Source organism: Flavobacterium sp. LC2016-01 (assembly GCF_009711135.1).
In the GTDB taxonomy this organism is placed as follows: domain Bacteria; phylum Bacteroidota; class Bacteroidia; order Flavobacteriales; family Flavobacteriaceae; genus Flavobacterium.
Genome location: NZ_WMIC01000010.1, coordinates 86,911 through 106,212, shown reverse-complemented (window position 1 = coordinate 106,212; position 19,302 = coordinate 86,911). Strand labels below are relative to the sequence as shown.

The 19,302-nt window shown below is 34.3% G+C and carries 8 protein-coding genes; all 8 read right to left on the bottom strand.

The features are described 5' to 3' along the window. Positions 1–45 precede the first annotated feature (45 nt). Positions 46–2,256, bottom strand: coding sequence for an FG-GAP-like repeat-containing protein (locus GKZ88_RS18975; RefSeq protein WP_196216499.1), 2,211 nt, complete (start codon positions 2,254–2,256; stop codon positions 46–48). Positions 2,257–2,309: 53 nt separating this feature from the next. After that, positions 2,310–3,803 carry a vanadium-dependent haloperoxidase gene (locus GKZ88_RS18970; RefSeq protein WP_155103888.1) on the bottom strand — a complete coding sequence of 498 codons (1,494 nt, stop codon included), beginning with the start codon at positions 3,801–3,803 and terminating at the stop codon, positions 2,310–2,312. Positions 3,804–3,972: 169 nt separating this feature from the next. Beyond that, entirely contained in the window at positions 3,973–4,515 is a 543-nt protein-coding gene (locus GKZ88_RS18965; RefSeq protein WP_155103887.1) for a hypothetical protein, read from the bottom strand. 272 nt (positions 4,516–4,787) lie between these two features. Beyond that, entirely contained in the window at positions 4,788–6,275 is a 1,488-nt protein-coding gene (locus tag GKZ88_RS18960) for a RagB/SusD family nutrient uptake outer membrane protein (RefSeq protein ID WP_155103886.1), read from the bottom strand. A gap of 9 nt (positions 6,276–6,284) precedes the next feature. Next, positions 6,285–9,293 carry a TonB-dependent receptor gene (locus GKZ88_RS18955; RefSeq protein ID WP_155103885.1) on the bottom strand — a complete coding sequence of 1,003 codons (3,009 nt, stop codon included), beginning with the start codon at positions 9,291–9,293 and terminating at the stop codon, positions 6,285–6,287. Between the two features lie 559 nt (positions 9,294–9,852). Beyond that, positions 9,853–13,992: a two-component regulator propeller domain-containing protein gene (locus GKZ88_RS18950; protein WP_155103884.1), complete on the bottom strand. Its 4,140-nt coding sequence runs from the start codon at positions 13,990–13,992 to the stop codon at positions 9,853–9,855. 142 nt (positions 13,993–14,134) lie between these two features. Then, positions 14,135–16,696, bottom strand: a complete 2,562-nt coding sequence (xyl3A, locus tag GKZ88_RS18945; protein WP_230392555.1) for a xylan 1,4-beta-xylosidase — start codon at positions 16,694–16,696, stop codon at positions 14,135–14,137. A 112-nt stretch (positions 16,697–16,808) separates the two neighbouring features. Beyond that, complete coding sequence (locus GKZ88_RS18940) at positions 16,809–19,274, bottom strand: glycoside hydrolase family 95 protein (RefSeq protein WP_155103882.1); 2,466 nt, start codon at positions 19,272–19,274, stop codon at positions 16,809–16,811. Between the last annotated feature and the right edge of the window lie 28 nt (positions 19,275–19,302).

Here is a 19,302-nt window from a genome sequence, read left to right as displayed (position 1 = left end):
TTGTCAATTTTTCTAATGAATTTCTGGCTTCAAGAATAGTTCTTATCACATACAGATAGGAGATCTGGCGCCGGCTGTTGGAAAAGAAAGTGCTTTAAGATTTACTTTTGAAAAGTCTTTTTCGCCTTCCATAATTTTAATGTATTGATTGGGCTTTATGTTTTTAAAGACTTGTTTTTTCTGATTTTTGGGCCAGATAATTTCAATTTGATCTATAATTGACGCTTGTCCAATTCCAATTTCCATTCGTAAAGCCGATGCTCCAAAACTTCCACCAGAATTTACTATTCTGTATACCGATCTTGGAATACCATTTTCTTTGAAGCTTACTTTTATTTTGGCCCCGATTGCAGAACGATTACTTTCTGTACCTTCCAGTTTCATTTTTATCCAACGGTTGTTGTTCTGGCCGGGATTCAGGTATAAGGAATTATTGAAAGCATCACCAAAATAAGCACCGCCAACTTCGATAAAAATATCCGTGTCGCCATCGTTATCAAGGTCGTTAAAAGCTACAGCATGCCCTTTTTGCAAATTCCCCATTCGGCTGGAAACGGTGACATCTGCAAATTTTCCGTTGCCCATATTTCTAAACAATTTATTAGGCGATAAGGATTTATAATCGGGGTTTCCGGTTCCGAGATACATATCCAGAAAACCATCATTATCAAGATCTCCAAAATTGGAACCCATAGCAAAAACAGTTTTGCTCAGACCCGAAACTTTTGAAACATCAGAAAAAGTACCATCATGATTATTGTGGTACAAGTACATTTTACTACTTCCATTTGGAATATTCAGGGCTTCCATTGCAATCTCGCCGGCAATAGAACCATTAAACTGATAACCGCAAACAAAAATATCCTGCCAGCCATCATTGTCGTAATCCCAAAACCAGGTTGGAAAAGTCATGACATTAATTCCCGCTAAACCTGCTTCATCAGTGACATCTTTAAATTGTGGAATGCCATTTTTAAGTCCGGTATTTTTTAATAATATTTTCTTTTTATTCATTCCGGAAAGAAACAAATCAATATCGCCATCATTATCATAATCCGCTGATGTTGCTCCTTTGATGTACGCTATAACATCACATTTTGCTTCTTTTGCAACATTCCTAAATGTCCCGTCCTGATTGTTGAGATACAATTCAGAAGGATATGATCCATCATCTGAGGACTCGTTCCCAATAAATAAGTCTAAATAGCCGTCATTATTAAAATCATTCCAGTTGCCGGCTTGAGTAGGAAATTCAGAATACAGACCACTTTTAATAGTGACATCTGTAAAAGTACCATCGCCATTGTTGCGTAATAATGAGTTGGGTTGTCTTCCGTATTTACGCATCCATGCGCCTCTTAAAACAAAAATATCAACGTCTCCGTCGTTGTCATAATCTGCCTGGATCATATTTAAACCACCTTTAAAACGGCCTATTTCTGAAGTTTTGGATACATCTGAAAATTTTCCTTTTAGATCATTTTGATAATAATGCATTACCCCATCCAAACTCCAGTCAGACGTTACAATATCTAAATAATCATCATTATTAAAATCATCCACAATCACCCCGCCCGACATATTTCTGCTTTTTATACCTACGTTTGGTGCAACGTCCAAAAAAGGTTTTACATGATAGTCCGAGTTGTCTTTATTAAGATTGGGTATCAGCCATTTTTCAGGAACTTCTGACGGATATTCACCCAAAGTCATATAAGCGATATTGAGCAACCATCTTGATTCATAATCATTCGGATCTATCTCCAATAATTTCTTATAAATTTCAATGGCATGCTGAGAACCCTGACGGATTGTATGAATTCCATTTTTGTGGATGGGCATTATACACGATTCCGGATTGTGGTAATTGACGCAATTTTGTTTTTCGCCCAATCTCATATAAGCAATTCCCAAACATTTTAAGTATTGAGGATCATCTTTGCCATCTATTCGTTTCTTCTTTTTGATGGCATTTTCGATAATGGAGACAGACTCGGCTTCTTTTCCGAATTTCAATAAGGCGTTTCCTTTGTTTAATTCGTTGAATATTTTGAAAAAACCTTCATCAGAACTCTTAATTATGGAATCATAATAAGCGACTTCTGCCTGCGCTGCAAATGGATTGCTTCTGACATTATACATCATCTTTCTCGCATCCAAAATCTTAATCATCTTATCATTTGGGTTCGAAAAATAATCACATGAAACTGCCAATATAGCGACTGAAAATAAAAATGATAGCGGTTTAATTTTCATAATTAAAACATTTTTAGAATAGATTAATTCCCTGTTTTTATTGGAAAACATATTTAATTCGCTGTGATTTTATCAACAGTTTTATTTCCGATATGAAAATTGTAAAATTTCCAAACTTCATGAGCCACATTTCTGCCCAGCTTAAGTCCTTCGACATTATCTGCCTGAATGTGATAACCTCCCATTACTCTGGAAATTCCAGCCATATTTGCTGTTTCTGTAAAAGTTGGAAATTTTAGGACAACCGGTTTTCCGATGTTGTTTGGTTCTGTCATTGAGCCTGGCGTACTCACTGTTGCAGACTCGCCAAAAGTGTCACTTCCTGTCCATAATTTTAATGCTTCACCGCAGCCTCCGCTGATTGTACTATGTCCTGAAACATATCCCGGAAAAGCTGGACATAAAAAAATATCTGGCGAATAAGGTCTCCAGTCTTGTCCTTTCATTTCTATATTTCCAAAACCAGGTCCGCCCCAGGCTGTTATTGTTTTGTCTTTATAATAATAGTGTACTAAAGCATAAGGACGAGCAAAATCGTAAAACATTTTTGTATCCCAACAGGCTATAAAACAATCCATAGCCGTCACCTGATTGTAAAAAAACATTTTTACATCCTGATCCAGTGTGTGTTTATCACGTCTTGAAACATCCTGAGCGAATTTTAACCAGTGTCCCGCTTGTTGTACGGATTTTGGACCATCACGCATAAATTCTACTAATGCTTTTTGCTCGTTAGTAAGATTATATTGTAAATCAATCAGTTCTTTAACTTCATTTTTGAGTTGTTGCGAATCTAAAGATGGAGGAGGCATCGCGCGAAACTGCTCTCCAGACTTTAACCCAACTGGCTTAACTTTGCCCCAAAAAGGCGTCATACAGCCTGGTGCAAACTTTCCACCTTTTCCATCTGAAAAATATTTTGGCTGCCAGTGGTTTACATCAACCATTTCGTCTGCAGTATTTACGGGCTTATAATTTACATAGTTAAAATAGGGCGTTCCGTTTGATCCGTCTTCTTCTCCATATTGATTTGAACCGTCATGTTTTCTCGCTTCAATTACTGCTTTAGCAGCTAAATTCCCTATTCCTACTGGTGTTTTGGGATCAAGCGATTTATCATTAGGATCCAGTCCTAATTCAATCATATATGCCTTAAACATTTCTTTATCTGAAAAATAATATTCACTTAAGGCACCATAAGCTGCATAACTAATAGCAATCTCTTTGTTTTTAAGTGTCTGTTCTTTATTAGGTCTTCTTTCGGCGTCTTTTAAGTATACTGGAATTGCTTTTTCATCATAACGGCTCCAGGCATCAAAAACAGCAACAAATGTCAATCCTAAAAAACGGGAAGTTACGGTTGGCCTTGGTTTAAATTTATCCGTATCATTTGCCGTTGCACGAATAGCCACTTCGCTCCATTTATAGGCCATATTGTTTGCTCCTGTTGGTTCAGATTGTTTTTTATTGTCTTTGTTTTGGGCAAACGCAGATATGCTTAAAGTACCAAATAGTAATACTTTAAACAAAAATTTATTAATTTTCATTTTGGTTAGTTTTATATGGTTATGTAATAGTTTCTTAAATCAATTATTGCTAATTGATTGTGTGAAAAATTTAAAAAAAACAGAATTAATCTTATGGCAAAAACCAAAGATTGAATTGCAGGACTTGATTAATAGCCCAGATTTTTTAAATTTTAAATGAAAAGAAATATTACACCATATCAGGAGGAGGAGAAATGCTTGTAAGATATCCAGAAAGAAGATCTCTTTTTGGAGTATCTGGATACAATTTGGCAGGAAAAAATGCTTTGGAGTCACTAACTGTCAAATCAATTGTATCAATAGAAATATAATCCGTAATAAAGGATTTTACTAATTTTTTGTTTGGATTCTCTTTATTTGAAGAACTGTCAAATATTTGACTATCAACAATTTTAACTAAATCTTTATTAAAAACTTTACTATTATGATTTTTTAGGCAATATAATTTTAAGACATTGTTTACAATTCTTTTCTTAAAAACATGATAGGTTTTATTTTCAATTGTGAAATCTTCATTGACCTCTTCAAAACCAGAATCTACAACATATGCATAAGGATCAATCTCGACTTCAATAACTTCAAAATTTGAGTCATCAGTTTTTTCCATAGCAGTCACCCATACTTGCTCTTGTTGTTCAGCAAACATGATGTAAAATCCTAAAACATTGTAAAACAACGTTACGATTAAAAAAAGTGATGCAATTTTTTTCATTTTGAATAAAACTGGTCTGTGGTATTATAATTGGATTCTAATAGTGAAATATAAATTGATGAGCATCTAAACTCATATTGCATAACAAAGGCAAAATTGATTTGAGCTAGAAAGTATTTTAGTTTGATTTTTGAATTGGATTATCTGTAATCAAAAATGAAAACAGTAGCAGTTTTAAAGAAAATAACATAGTGATAAACAGCGCACTTTAACATGCGCTGTTTCTCAAATTACTAACTACTAACTTAAACTAACTAACTTCACTCATTTATTTAATACCCAGGATTATTATTACTAGGTTTAATATTTGGATTTGAAGACGTTTCTCTATTTGGTATTGGCCATAACTCGCTTTTACCAGCTTTAAAACCAGTTCCTGCTAATTGAGTACTAGCTATACCCCATCTGATAATATCATCAAAACGAACTTGTTCACCAGCCAATTCTACTTTACGTTCGTGAATTAGAGCAGTAAAAACTTGATCTTTTGTAAGTGTTGTTGCTAACAATGGTACACCTGCTCTTGCACGAACCTGATTGATATACCCAATAGCTGTGGCTTGTACACCACCAGATCTAAGGCTTTCACATTCTGCCATCATAAGCAATACATCTGAATAACGCATAACTTTAAAGTTGATACTTGAATCAAGATTTTCATCAGTACGTTTATAATAGTTTTGATATTTTTTCCAGCCAGCTCTTCTTAAACCTTCTGATGAAGAGAAATTAGCAGCTGTCATTGTGTTGGCTCCGTTATTATATTTAGATCCCGGAACATAAAAAGTATCTCCAAAACGTTTGTCACCTGCCTCATATTCATCTAATAAATTATCAGACGGATACACATTGTACCAACCGAGGTTACCATATTCCTGACCTCTAAGTGTAGATTCGGCAACACCATCTCCGGCAGTATCACTACCCCATTTATCAGCTACACCTAATTTTTCATCATACTCAATCTCAAAAATTGATTCTGGACCATGCTCAGTTTCATCCATAAAATTGTTATAGAAATTAGATTCTAAACTAAATCCTGTCACTTTACTGAAAGCAGCTAAAGCTTCATCATATTTCTTTTGATACAGTAATGCTTTTCCTAAATAAGCAAAAGCAGCTTCTTTGGTTGCTCTACCTTTATCTTCAGCATTTTTGCTTAATAGATTTTTTGAAGCAAAGTCAAAATCAGATACAATCAATTTATAGACTTCATCTTTTGGACTTCTTGGATTACCAACAATAGTCTGTTTTGTATAAATTGGAAGATCTCCAAAACGAGGTACTAACAAAAAGTAATAGTAAGCTCTTAAAAAATGGGCTTCTCCTAAAAATTTATTCTTTTTCTCTTGCGTTAATATTGAATTTGGCAAAGCGTTAATTTTAGCTTCATTATCTAAGACAAAATTAGCCTTGGATATCCCTAAATAACAGGTTTCCCAATAAAACTGGATAATATCGCTGCTGGCATCAAAAGAAAAATCAAGAAAAGGCTTTTTGTTTCCTTCTAATTGAGGGTTCCCTTTATTTTCTTGAGCCATGTTGTCTAAAGCAAAGAAAATATGTCTTGCGTATAATCCTCTTGTTTGCAAGTTAGCATAAGCCGCATTTACTGAAGCTTGCACCTGAGTTTCGCTTTTAAAGTAAGTTTCAGGCGATAACTCATTTGGATTACTCAATTCTAAATCATTGTCGTTACAAGAATTTATTGTAAATATCCCTAACAACACTGCAATTGTATATTTTATTTTTCTCATCATCTTTATAAATTAAAATGTAACATCAAGTCCAAAAATTACTGATTTAGGCTGAGGGTATCTTCCTATATCAATTCCGGCAGAATTTGCATTAGCATCTACACGAGCAATTTCAGGATCTAAACCAGAGTACTTTGTAATTGTCACAAGATTTTGCGCACTTACATAGAATCGTATGTTTGAAAAATGATTGTCGAAAGTGTCTCCTGATAAAGTATAGCCCAGAGTCACATTTTTTAACCTTGTATAAGAACCATCTTCAACATATCTTTGACTTGCAGATGACCAGTTTTGACCCGCTCCAAGAGCTCTAGGTAATGTAGCCGAAGGATTGGTAACTACTCCATTTTGAACAATTGATCTGTCTAAAACATCTGTACTAGCATTAAATAAACGCTGCATAGCTTCTAGATCAAATTTATTTGAATTGAAAACGTCATTACCGCTAACTCCAGTTATGAAACAGTTGAAATCGAATTTTTTATATGCGGCAGTAAGGTTTAAGCCGTATGTAAAATCTGGATATGGATTTCCAATATTTGTTTTATCCTCTGAATTGATAACTTTATCTCCGTTTCTGTCGACAAATCTGATATCACCGGGCTGTACTGTAGTTTGTCCTGCACCTAAAGCGGCATCTACTTCTGCTTGATTTTGATAAATTCCATTGGTTTGATAACCCCAGAAATAAAACAATGGCTGGCCAACTTCTAGTCTTGAAAAGCTCTCCAAACCTGCTCTTCCAGATGGACCGCCTAGTACGCTAGTTACACCCGGTGCTAAACTTGTTACCTCGTTTTTGCTTGTTCCTAAATTAGCAACAGCAGACCATGTAAAATCACCTTTTCTGTCATTGTAGCCAAGCGACAATTCGAATCCGTGTACTTTTGTGTTGGCAATGTTTTGAGTTTGAGTTCCTCCACCAGCAGAACCTACAGAAGCAGGAAGCGGTACTGCGAAAAGGATATCACTGCCTTTATTGTTAAAATATTCAAAGCTTCCAGTGAATGCTTCATCAAATAGTCCAAAATCCAAACCAATATTTCGATCTGTTTTAGATTCCCATTTCAAATCTGGATTAGAAGCTCTACCAGCTGTTACACCTGAAGCTGCTGCTCCATTGATTGGATAAATGTAATTTGCTGCTAAAGTTCCGCTATACTGATAATTGTCGATAAGGTCATTACCCGTTGTTCCTGTACTCGCTCTAAGTTTCAATGTGCTGAATATAGAATTTGCCATAAAACTTTCTTTTGCAATATTCCAACCTACAGCAACTGAGTAGAAGTTACCATAGCGATTATTAGAACCAAAACGAGAAGATGCATCTCTACGTCCTGAAATTGCGAATAGGTATTTATCATCATAGTCGTAATTAATACGAGCTACATAACCTAAATTATTTGTTTCACTGCTTGTTGACGCTAAATTTGCATCTTGAAGTCTCAATTGATCAATTTCATCTGAAATATAATAACGGCTGCTTGCTACAAGATTCTGAAATTTATTCTCAATTTTAGTAATTACTCCTACTGCTTCTAAGTGATGTTTTTCTGCAATAGTAGTTTTGTAAGTTAAACTATTATCGAAAACAATAGTTTGACCTTGAGAATTTGTTTCTGCAGTTGATGAATAAGCTTGTTTATGAGCTGAACCATCGCTGTAGCTTGGAATAAAAGTATGGTCTTCGTTTGTAAAATAATCCAATGCAACTTGTGATCTGAATTTCAATCCTTTAATGATTTCTACTTCAGCATAAATGTTTCCAATTATAGATAAACCCTTAATGTATTGATATCCTAAATTTGCCACACGAACTGGGTTTTCTGCATCCTGCCCATCAGCAGTAGAAGGACCTTGATAACCTCCTAAATTAATTGCATTGTAAACAGGTAAATAAGGTGCCATTTTAATAGCATGCTCTAATAATGTTCTACCTCCTGATGCACGTTCTGGATTAGTCTTGCTAAAAGATACTCCAATATTGCTTCCTACAGTCAGTCTACCGATGTTTTGCGTATTATTCGCTCTGAAAGAATAACGTTCAAAACCGGTATTTATAACAGCTCCTTCTTGCTTTAGATATCCTGCAGAATAGCGACCTGTAGAGTTTTCAGTCCCATTTGAGAAGCTTAAATTATAATCCTGCATTACACCATCCTGAAAGATTTCGTCTTGCCAATTTGTATTGATGTTTCCAAATTCAGCTGCTCTAGCTGTTAAGTCACTTCCTAAATCTTTTGCATATTTCAGATACTGTTGTGTGTTTAAAACATCATATCTTTTAGTAATCTTTTGAAAACCTGCGTAAGAGCTAAAATTTAATTGTCCAGGACCTTTTTTCCCTTTTTTTGTTGTAACCATAATTACACCATTATAGGCTTTGGAACCATATAATGCTGTTGTTGAAGCATCTTTTAAAACTGATATGCTTTCGATATCACTAGGATTTAATCCTGACAAGTTACCTGTCAAAACCCCATCAATTACATATAAAGGTGTGCTATTTCCCATTGTGGCCAAACCACGAATACTAACCGTAGGGCTAGTACCTGGTGCACCATTTACAACAGTAACACCTGCCGCTCTACCTTGTAAAGCTGACTCTGCATTAGTAATAGGCACTGCTGTAATATCTTTTGAGGTAACGGTTGAAATTGCTCCCGTTACTTTTGTTCTTTTTTGTGTACCGTAAGCGACTACAACTTCCTGCAAATTTTGAGCAGATTCTGCTAAAGAGACATCAATTGTAGTGCGAGTTCCTACAGTAATAGTTTGTGTTACTAATCCAACATAAGAATATATAATTTTGTCTGTTGGATTAACTCCTTTTAGAGCATACTTACCATCAAAATCAGTTGAAGCACTATTGTTTGAGCCTTGCACTGTAATACTGGCACCAGGCAATGGAAATCCCGAAGGATCTGTAACCACACCTTGTATGGTCTTGGATTGTGCCATCATATTCTGATAGCTTATCATTAGCAATGCGATTATTGCAAATTTTAATTTTAACATCATACTAATTGGTTTTTTGTTTAGTTAAATAATTGTTGGTTGTAAAGTTTTGTTTGTTGTTATTTATTGCATTGATGCTTTCCTTTTATTATTGGTTAAAAAAAGAAACTCACCATACATAAATATGGTTTCAATTCATATTCGAAATGTTTAAGGTTGTTAGTAATTTGTTTCATGTTTATTTTAATTTTGATTATACCAAAAGTAGATTGTTAACATAAATTTCACATACTACATTTGATGCATAATCTATCAAATTTGTAGCATCATAGTTAAAAAAATAGCAAATTCAAGGTTTTACAGCGCTTAACCAACTGAAATGAAAAATATATTATTACTAATTTTAGCATCTTATTTTTTGTATATAAAAAAATAAATGACTTATATATTCCTATTTCATAATCTGTAAGAAATAAAATTGGGTCTTATATTTCTCTTTTAATAAAAATAAAAAGGCTAAAAACAACTTACTATTCTGTTTATAAAAACCTGTTGATTGATTCAATTAAAAGCAAAAAAAAGACGAAATACTTCGTCTTTTTTGGAGGGGAAATTGCTGTAATTAACTATTGTTTACTTTTTGTGTTGGCAAACATCCAAATTTTTCTTTATAACATTTCGTAAAATAAGAAGGAGAACTAAATCCTACTTTATAACTGATTTCGGTTATATTATCATTTCCTAATTCTATTAATTCTTTTGCCTTTTCTAAACGAACATTCCTTATAAATTCATTAACTGATACGCCAGTTAATGTTTTAACTTTTCGATACAGCTGGCTTCTGCTCAAAAATACATTCGAAGCCAAAACTTCCACGCTTAATTCAGTTTCACGAATGTTTTCATTAATATATTTCAGTACATTTTTTATAAATTCATTGTCTAAAGTGGTTGTTTTTTCTTTTGCTGTTGAAGTAATTCCGTTATAGAATTTATTGAACATAATTTGTCTGCTATTAATCAATTGTACCAAACTAGATCTCAAAATATCCATATCAAAAGGTTTGCTCAGATACATATCAGCACCAGAATCAATTCCTTCTAATTTATCTTTAACCAATGCTTTTGCAGACAGCATCATTAACGGAATATGACTCGTTTTTAAATTTGCCTTTATATTTTTACACAAATCCAAACCGCTCATAACCGGCATAATCACATCGGTTAAAATCAAATCAGGCAATTTTTGTAAAGCTAAGTCTAAACCAACCTGTCCATTTTCTGCGACGATAACTTTGTATTCTTTTTTAAGTTCATTTTTTAAATAATTTCGAAGTTCTACATTGTCTTCAACGATCAGAATGGTGTAAGTCCGATCTTGCTGTTCATCCTCATCTGTTAATTTGATTTCTTCTTTTTCGACAATGGGCCTGAAGCTAATTTTGTTTTCCTTCTTATATTCTTCAAACAATATTTCGTTTTCATTAAAAAATTCTTTTCCAACAGGAAACAGCAGTTTAAAAATACTGCCTGCTCCCAATTCGCTTTCAACTTCGATTATTCCTTTATGTAATTCTACGAATCCGCGAACAACTTCCAAGCCAATTCCTGTGCTTCCATAATACGCCTTATTCAGATTGTTTACCTGATAGAAACGGTCAAAAATTCTTTTAATATCTTTTTTATCTAACCCCGCCCCAGTATCTTCAACAACTATTGTAAAATAGGGAACTGCATCTGATGAACCAATTAACGGAAAATGAATTGATTCGTTATTAATTATGATTTTCACCATAATTTTTCCATTATCTGGAGTAACTTTAAAAGCATTTGAAACTACATTAAAAATAATTTTTTCAAACATTTTCGGATCAATCCAATCTTTTAATGAAGCTTTATTTGACTCAAATTCCAGCTGAATTCCACGACTTGATGCTTCTTCATTAAAATAACTAACGACTTCTTTCGTAAAACCAACTACTTCAATCAATTGTAATTGAAGGTTCATCTTATTAAACTGAAGTTTATTAAAATCCATTAACTCATTAATCAATCGGGAAAGTCTGTCAGAACTTTTTTGAATCGTTTGCAATTTATTTAGTACACCTTCAGGAAGTTCCAAACTATTATTTTTGATTATATCTCCTAAAGGATTTAAAATTAAGGTAAGCGGCGTTCTGAACTCATGTGAAATATTGGTGAAAAATTGTAATTTCTTATTATTCAGTTTTTCAATCTGAATCGCTTTTTGTTTTTCAAACTCAATCATTTGTTTTTGTTTGAATCGATTTTGATAGTATTGATTGGCAAAATGAATAGCTGCCCCGAGTAAAAGAGTATAGAATAAATAAGCAAAAGATGTTTTCCACCAAGGCGGTAATATCTCTATTTTTAATTCTAGCGGTTTCTGACTCCAGACTCCATTTTTTTCTGTTGCTTTAACTTTAAATGTATAATTTCCAGGAGCTAAATTCGTGTAAGTTGCCGAACGTTTATTGCCAACAAAATTCCACGAATCGTCAAAACCTTCTAAGTAATAGGCAAATTCATTTCGAGCAGGGAAAGAATAATTTACAGCAATAAAATCAATCGTAAATACCGATTGATCATGTTTAAGAATTATCTTTTTTGTCTCAGATATTACTTTTATAAGCGGTGAGTTTTTTTCAAGTGGACCTACTGATTTATTAAAAAGCTTTAGATCCGTAAAATAAATAGGCAATTGCTTTTTGCTTTTAACTAAATTAGAAGGATTAAAATAGTTTAAGCCCTCATAACTTCCAAAATAAAGCATTCCTTTTTCGTCTTTTAAAACTGCATTATTGTTGAAATCATTCCCTAGCAAACCATCATAGGTTGAATAGTTGACTGAAGTGTTGTTTTTTAAATCCAGTTTGGTGATTCCTTTCTTTCCGCTTAACCAAATACAGTTGTCATTAGATTCTGTAATCGCTGAAATTGATTTTTCGTGTAGACCGTTGAAATTTATGTACCATTTTAGAACATCTGTTTTTTTATTGTAACTGAACAATCCCGCACCATCAGTTCCAATCCAGATTTCTTTATTTTTAGCCTGATATAAGGCATTAATAGTATGAGTACTTTTATGATTTTTAAGTTTTTCAGACATTTTATCTCTAAAAGAAGTAACTGAAAACGTAACAAAATCATTAGTAACAACTTTGTATAAACCAGTTGTTGACCCAACCCAAACCGCATCATCTGAATCAACCATTACATGCCTGATGTCAATATTTGTAATTGCATTTGTCAAAAATGGTTTAGCATTACAATGATGAAATTGGCCATCTGACGGCGTATAATAATGAAGTCCTTTTGCAAAAGTTCCAATCCAGATTACACCTCGTGAATCTTCACTGATACTCATAATATTATCTGAAGCCAGATTGGGAGTATTTTTTGTATTGTAATTAATAAAGCTTCTGCTTCCCTTCTTTAAAAGAAAAATCCCTTCATTCCAGCTCGATAACCAGATATTTTGTTTTTTGTCAATAAATACCTTTGTGATATTATCATTGGTTAATCCTGAATACAGACTAGCATCTGATTTGGTAATATGTTTAAAGTCTTTGGTTGTAGGATTGAATACATCCACTCCTCCGCCTTCCATGGAAATCCACAACTGCCCTTGATGATCTTTGGCAATTCCGGTCACACAATTGGTTTGTAAGGATTGTGGATTTCCAGGCAAACTTTCTATGATAGTGACTTTACTGTTTATTTTATCAAAAACACCTAAGCCTTTATTATAATATCCCAGCCAAATTCTATTCTCTTTATCTAAAAGTAAAGACCAAACCGAATTTGAGCTTAAACTGCGCGTATTGAATTTACTGTTTACATATTTTTTTTGAACAACTCCCTGATCATCTACAATGATTAAACCGTCATTTTCAGTTGCACAAAGAATTGTTTTAGCATCTCTTGCTAAAATTGACATGATTCTTTTTTTGGTAATAGGATAGAAAAAAGCCTGCTTGATTTTAGAATGTAAATCCACCTTTATTAAACCTTTAAATCCATCGCCAATCCATAAATTTTGATTGCGGTCTAAACACATAGACACAATACTTGCCGAGAGTATGCGATTGTCATTGCCAATATTAATTTTTTTAGTCTCATTCTTTACAGGGTCGAATATTTTCAATCCTAAGTTTGTTCCCAGATAGATGATCCCCTTTTTATCTTTTGCAAGGCAATTGATAAGATAATTTGAGTTATTTGCTACATCAGAATTAACTTTAGTGATTTCCCGCGTCGTCGTATTTAATTTTAGTAAACCATTATTAACTGTTCCTAACATTAAATTTCCATTATTATCTTCAATAATGCTTTTAATAGAAATTACGGTTTCTTTTTTAATTTTCTTCTGAATGTCGATACTTTCAAAACTATCTAAATTTCTATTATACAGACACAATCCTTCATCAGTTCCTATCCACAACCGGTTGCGAGTATCTACATAAGTAACATAAATTAAATTGCTATTAATAGAATTACTTTGCTTGGAGTTTTGCTCATAAGCAACATAATTTACTCCGTCGTATTTATACAAACCAGCACCATTCGTACCCATCCACATAAATCCAGAATGATCCTGTGAAATGGTATAAATGCCGCTTTTTGAAGCTTCTTTATCTACTAATCTAAATTGATAGTTTTCAAATTTATTTTGAGAAAACAAATTGTTTACCACAAAAAATAGAATAACTATCGCTTTAACACAATTTTTTGGAGACATATATTATTGGGGAAATTTAAATTAAATATATACTTTTTAATTGAAAATGCAATTTAGTCGCATGTTAATTAAGTATATTATCAGGATTCTAACCTTACTTTGAAAATATCACTTCTCAAAGCAGGCACTTTATTTTGGTAAATTACTGAACAAACACTTTAGTCATTTTTAAATCTTTAGTTTCTGAACTATTACCATAATACACCTCATACTCACCTGGAGTTACCTTCATATTTCTAGTGTTTTGATCATAAAATTCAAATGAAGATGAAGGCAAATCAATCGTTACATTTTGACTTTCTCCGGCCTTTAAATTGATTCTTTTAAAAGCTTTCAAGGTCTTTAATGGGCCATCTGTGTCATTTAATTTTTTGATATATACCTGAACAATCTCTATTCCTTCACGTTTGCTGACATTTTTTATTGAAAAGTTCAATTGTGTACTTTCATTTGATTTTATTTTTGTCTTGCTCAGGTTTGCTGTGCCTATATTGAATTTAGAATAACTCAAGCCAAAACCAAAAGGAAACAAAACATCTGTGGTGTATCTATAAGTACGTCCTTTCATCGAATAATCTTCAAAATTTCCTAATATTTCTGAATTTTTATAGAATGAAACCGGAAGTTTTCCTGCTGGATTATAATCCCCAAAAAGAACATCGGCGACAGCCTGACCACCTGATTCTCCCGGATACCATGCTTGTAAAATGGCATCACAGCTTGATGTCTCTGGTGTAAAAGCAATCGCAGAACCCGAGCAGTTTACAAAAATCACTTTTTTACCTGCAGCTTTAAGGGCCTGTAAACATTTTCTCTGAACAGACGGAAGCTCAATATTGGTTCGGTCACCGCCTTTAAAACCGGGATAAGAAACCGGCATTTCTTCTCCCTCTAGTAAAGTCGAAAGTCCGCCAACGAAAATTACGGTATCAATACCTTTTAATTTTTGAATTAAACCTCCATAATCTATATCGAATTCTTTTCCAAAATCGAATTCAAGATTCGCCTGCCAATTATTTGATTGAGCAAAAAGAATTTCGATTTTATATTTTTTACCTGCTTCAACTACAAATGGGATTTTTCCAGGCAATGTTCTCCAATTGGTAAATTTTGCTTTAGAAACGCCATCGACTATTAATTCAAAAACTCCGGCAGCACCAGTTTTAAAAACCAGCGTATCATTTGCTTTAGCTGAATATTCTGCTTCATATTTTGCTGAAAATCCTTCTAATTTAACTCCAGAAGCAAATTCATGTTGACCAGCAGTAGTCATTTTTATGGGATTTAAAATTTGCTGTGATACCACTGGACTGCCTTCTCTATTCGGATTATTCCAATAGGTTGCTTTCATTCCTTTTTTTCCTTCAAATGAAATGTCGTTAAAATAACTTTGATTTACTTTATCTTCTACTAAATCACAGGCTTTATCATACATCATTTTATTTGCTGCAATTTTAGATTCAATGCCGCTCTTGATTGTAATTGTTTTAACGGGTGTTCCATTATAATTTCCCCATAACATTGGCTCATTATCGGCATTTGGACCAATAACAGCCACCTTATTTATGGCTTTATTTAAAGGAAGAATATTATTTTTGTTTTGTAAAAGCGTCATTGACTTTTGAGCCATTTCAAGCGCTAATTGTTGATGCTCTTTACTATTTAAAACAGATGCCGGAATTTTGGTCCAGGGAACGATTGCATCATCATCCATTTCACCCAAATCAAAACGGCCAACTAAAACGCGAAGCAGACTTTTATTGATATCCGACTCTTTTATTAGATCTTTCTCAACGGCTTCTGGTAAATTTTTAAAAGGATATTTTTCCCAAACGCATTCGACATCAGTTCCTGCAAGTACAGCTTTAGATGCTGCATGCGTTGCATCGGACGAAACTTTATGAGTGGTATAAAAATCGGTAACTGCTCCGCAATCAGATACTACCATATATTTATACCCCCACTCGTTACGAAGAATACCTTGCAGTAATCTTGTATTACTGCAGCAAGGTTCATCGTCTAAACGCTGATAGGCACACATTACCTGGCGCACATCGGCATCCTGAACCAGCGATTTAAATGCCGGCAAATAAGTTTCGTACAAATCTCGCGGATTTACATTATTCAAATTCAATTCGTGTCTGCTCCATTCGGGACCTGAATGAACGGCAAAATGTTTTGCGCAGGCCAAAAGCTTTCGATATTTAGCATCAGCTGGTCCTTGCAAACCTTTTACAACTGAAATACCCATTCTAGAAGTAAGATAAGGATCTTCGCCATAGGTTTCCTGTCCACGGCCCCAGCGCGGATCTCTAAAAATGTTGACATTAGGAGTCCAAACCGAAAGGCTTAAAAATCGTTTGTTCTCGTTGCCGTTTTTAATCCATTGGTTATATTTCGCCCGAGCTTCATCTGAAACAGCATCAAAAACACGATAAACGAATTGATCATCAAATGATGCGGCCATGCCAATAGGTTCAGGAAAAACGGTCACATTATCATTATTAGCATACCCATGCAAAGCTTCACTCCACCAATTAAATTTTTTGATTCCTAAACGTGGTACCGCATCACTTTGATCACACATTAATGCTGCTTTTTCTTCAAGCGTCAATCGTGAAATTAGATCTTTTGCCCGCTCCGCTGAACTAAGAGAAGGATCCTTAAAAGGATATTGCTGTGCATTGGCACAAAAAAAAGACATTAAACTTATGATAAATAGATAACTGATTTTCATGCTTTCTCTGAATTTAAATTTTTAAAAAAAATCTTTTAATCTAAGTCGCTTCTACTGAATTGACTGCATTTGATTCATTCTATTCCTTAATCGAAAAATGGTATACTTTCCCTTTTTCAGTAGCAATATCATACAAATAAGTTGGCGCTATATCCAAAGGTTTTATAGTCGATTCTTTTGTTATAACAGGTTTTTTGACCTCATTTGTTTCATAAAAAACATTTGAATTAGCTCCCGAAGCTATTTTAAAACTCATCTTGTTTTTAGCCATGATTTGATTTGGTGTTCTCAATCTAAGGTTTCCTCCAAGATTGGACTGAATACTGACCGCTATTAATTTTCCGTTTTTCCATTTCATCTCTTTAATTTCAAATCCTCCGCGTGCTTTCAAACCACTTATTGTTCCAACTTCTTTCAGAGAATCCGGCAAAGCGGGAAGCAAATGAATAGCATCATCTGAACTTTGCATCAACATTTCCGTAATTCCTGATGTACAGCCAAAATTTCCATCAATTTGAAAGGGAGGATGTGCATCAAAAAGATTGTTGTAAGTGCCTCCACCGTCTTTGTTCACACCTAGCGGGGTCAGTTGATTTTGAATTAAACTGTACGCATGATTTCCATCCTGCATTTTTGCCCACCAATTCACTTTCCAGCCCATACTCCATCCTGTGGAAATATCGCCTCTTTGCAGTAAGGTATTTTTTGCTGCAGCAAAAAGTTCAGGAGTTCGGTATGCTGAAATCTGATTAGAAGGATATAACCCGTATAAATGCGAAATATGACGGTGATTATCTTTGGGATTGTCCACATCATCTATCCATTCCTGAAGCTGATTGTATTTTCCAATTTGCATCGGAGGAAGCATATTCCTTAATGTTCTTAAACTATCAGCATATTGTTTATCTTTTCCTAATGCTTCTGATGCTTTAATTACAGTGCTAAAAACATCAAATACAATTTGATTATCCATCGTGGAACCGGCAGTAACCGATGACCCTTGATGTGCTTCCGGAGCATTTTCGGGCGAATTTCCAGGAACTACAACCAGCCAGCCATTTGTTGGATCTCTCACTAAGAAATCAGCATAAAAATCGGCCGTTCCTTTCAGTATTTCATAAACTGATTTAAGATAATTTTTATCTCCCGTATAAAGATAATGTTCCCATAAATGCTGGCTTAGCCATCCCCCGCCTGCATTCCATACTCCCCAAGTTGCGCCGTCGACAGCTCCATTGATGCGCCATATATCCGTATTGTGATGCGCCATCCAGCCACGAGCGCCGTACATTACATTTGCAGTTTCTTTTCCGGTTTGAGCTAATTCCTCAATCATTTTTAAAAGAGGTTCATGCATTTCTGATAAATTGGTTTTCTCAGCGGGCCAGTAATTCATCTCAGTATTGATATTGATGGTGTATTTACTGTCCCATGCCGGATTCATGCTGTGATTCCAAATACCTTGCAGATTGGCCGGCTGGCCACCCGGTTGTGAAGATGAAATCAATAAATATCGCCCGTATTGATAATAAAGTGTTACAAAAGAAGGATCTGAAACATTTCTGAAATTAGCCAGTCTCTGATCTGTCGGCAGTTGAGATGCTACAGTTGAACCTAACTCAAGTTTAACTCTTTTAAAATACTTTTGATAATAAGCAACATGGGCTTTCTTCATTTTATCATAACCCTTATCCAATGCCTTATCCAAAAAAGATTTTGCAAGTGACTTTTCATTTCCACTGATATCCTTGTAATTGATAAAATTTGTCGCAATAGAAACATAAATCAAAACAGAATCTGCACCTTCAATTTTTATCGAATTCCCAGACGCAATGATGCGTCCACCATTCACTTTAAATTTTGCAAGTGCATTAAATTTTACCTTTCCTTCTATGCCTTCATGATCACTTGTTGTGCCTGAAAGTGATAATTCATTATTGCCGTTAACGGATATTTCCTGTTTTTGATGTTCCGAGGTAAAAGCAGTTGTAAACGACAATTTTCCGGGTTTATTAGCAGAAAGTTTTATAACTAAAACACGATCCGGAAAAGACGTAAAAGCTTCGCGGGTATAGATAATGTCTTGTACTTTATATACTGTTTTTGTAACGGCACGCTCAATATCTAGTTCGCGATAATAATCCGTAAAGTTTTGCTGATCAGGAAAACTCAATTCTAAATTTCCTACGGGCTGAAACATCTGTCCGTGGGATTTTTTAGTAATTATATTTTCGTTGATCAGTTTTTCAGCTTTTTTGTATTCTCCCTGAAAAATAAGGTTTCGTATTTCTCCCAAAGCTTGTTTTGCGTCGGGATTGTCATTTCTATTTGGACTTCCGCTCCAGACGGTTGCTTCATTTAATTGAAAAATTTCTTTCTCGACATTTCCATATACCATAGCACCTTGAAAGCCATTTCCAATTGGCAGGGCATTTTCCCAAACTGCACCGGCAGGATTTTTATACCAAAGCTTTAGATCATTTGTCTGTTGTGCAGATAATGAAATTCCAAAAAACAGTACTATGGCAATTAAATAGGTTTTCATAATTTTTTTTTGTCTTTTGGGATTCATT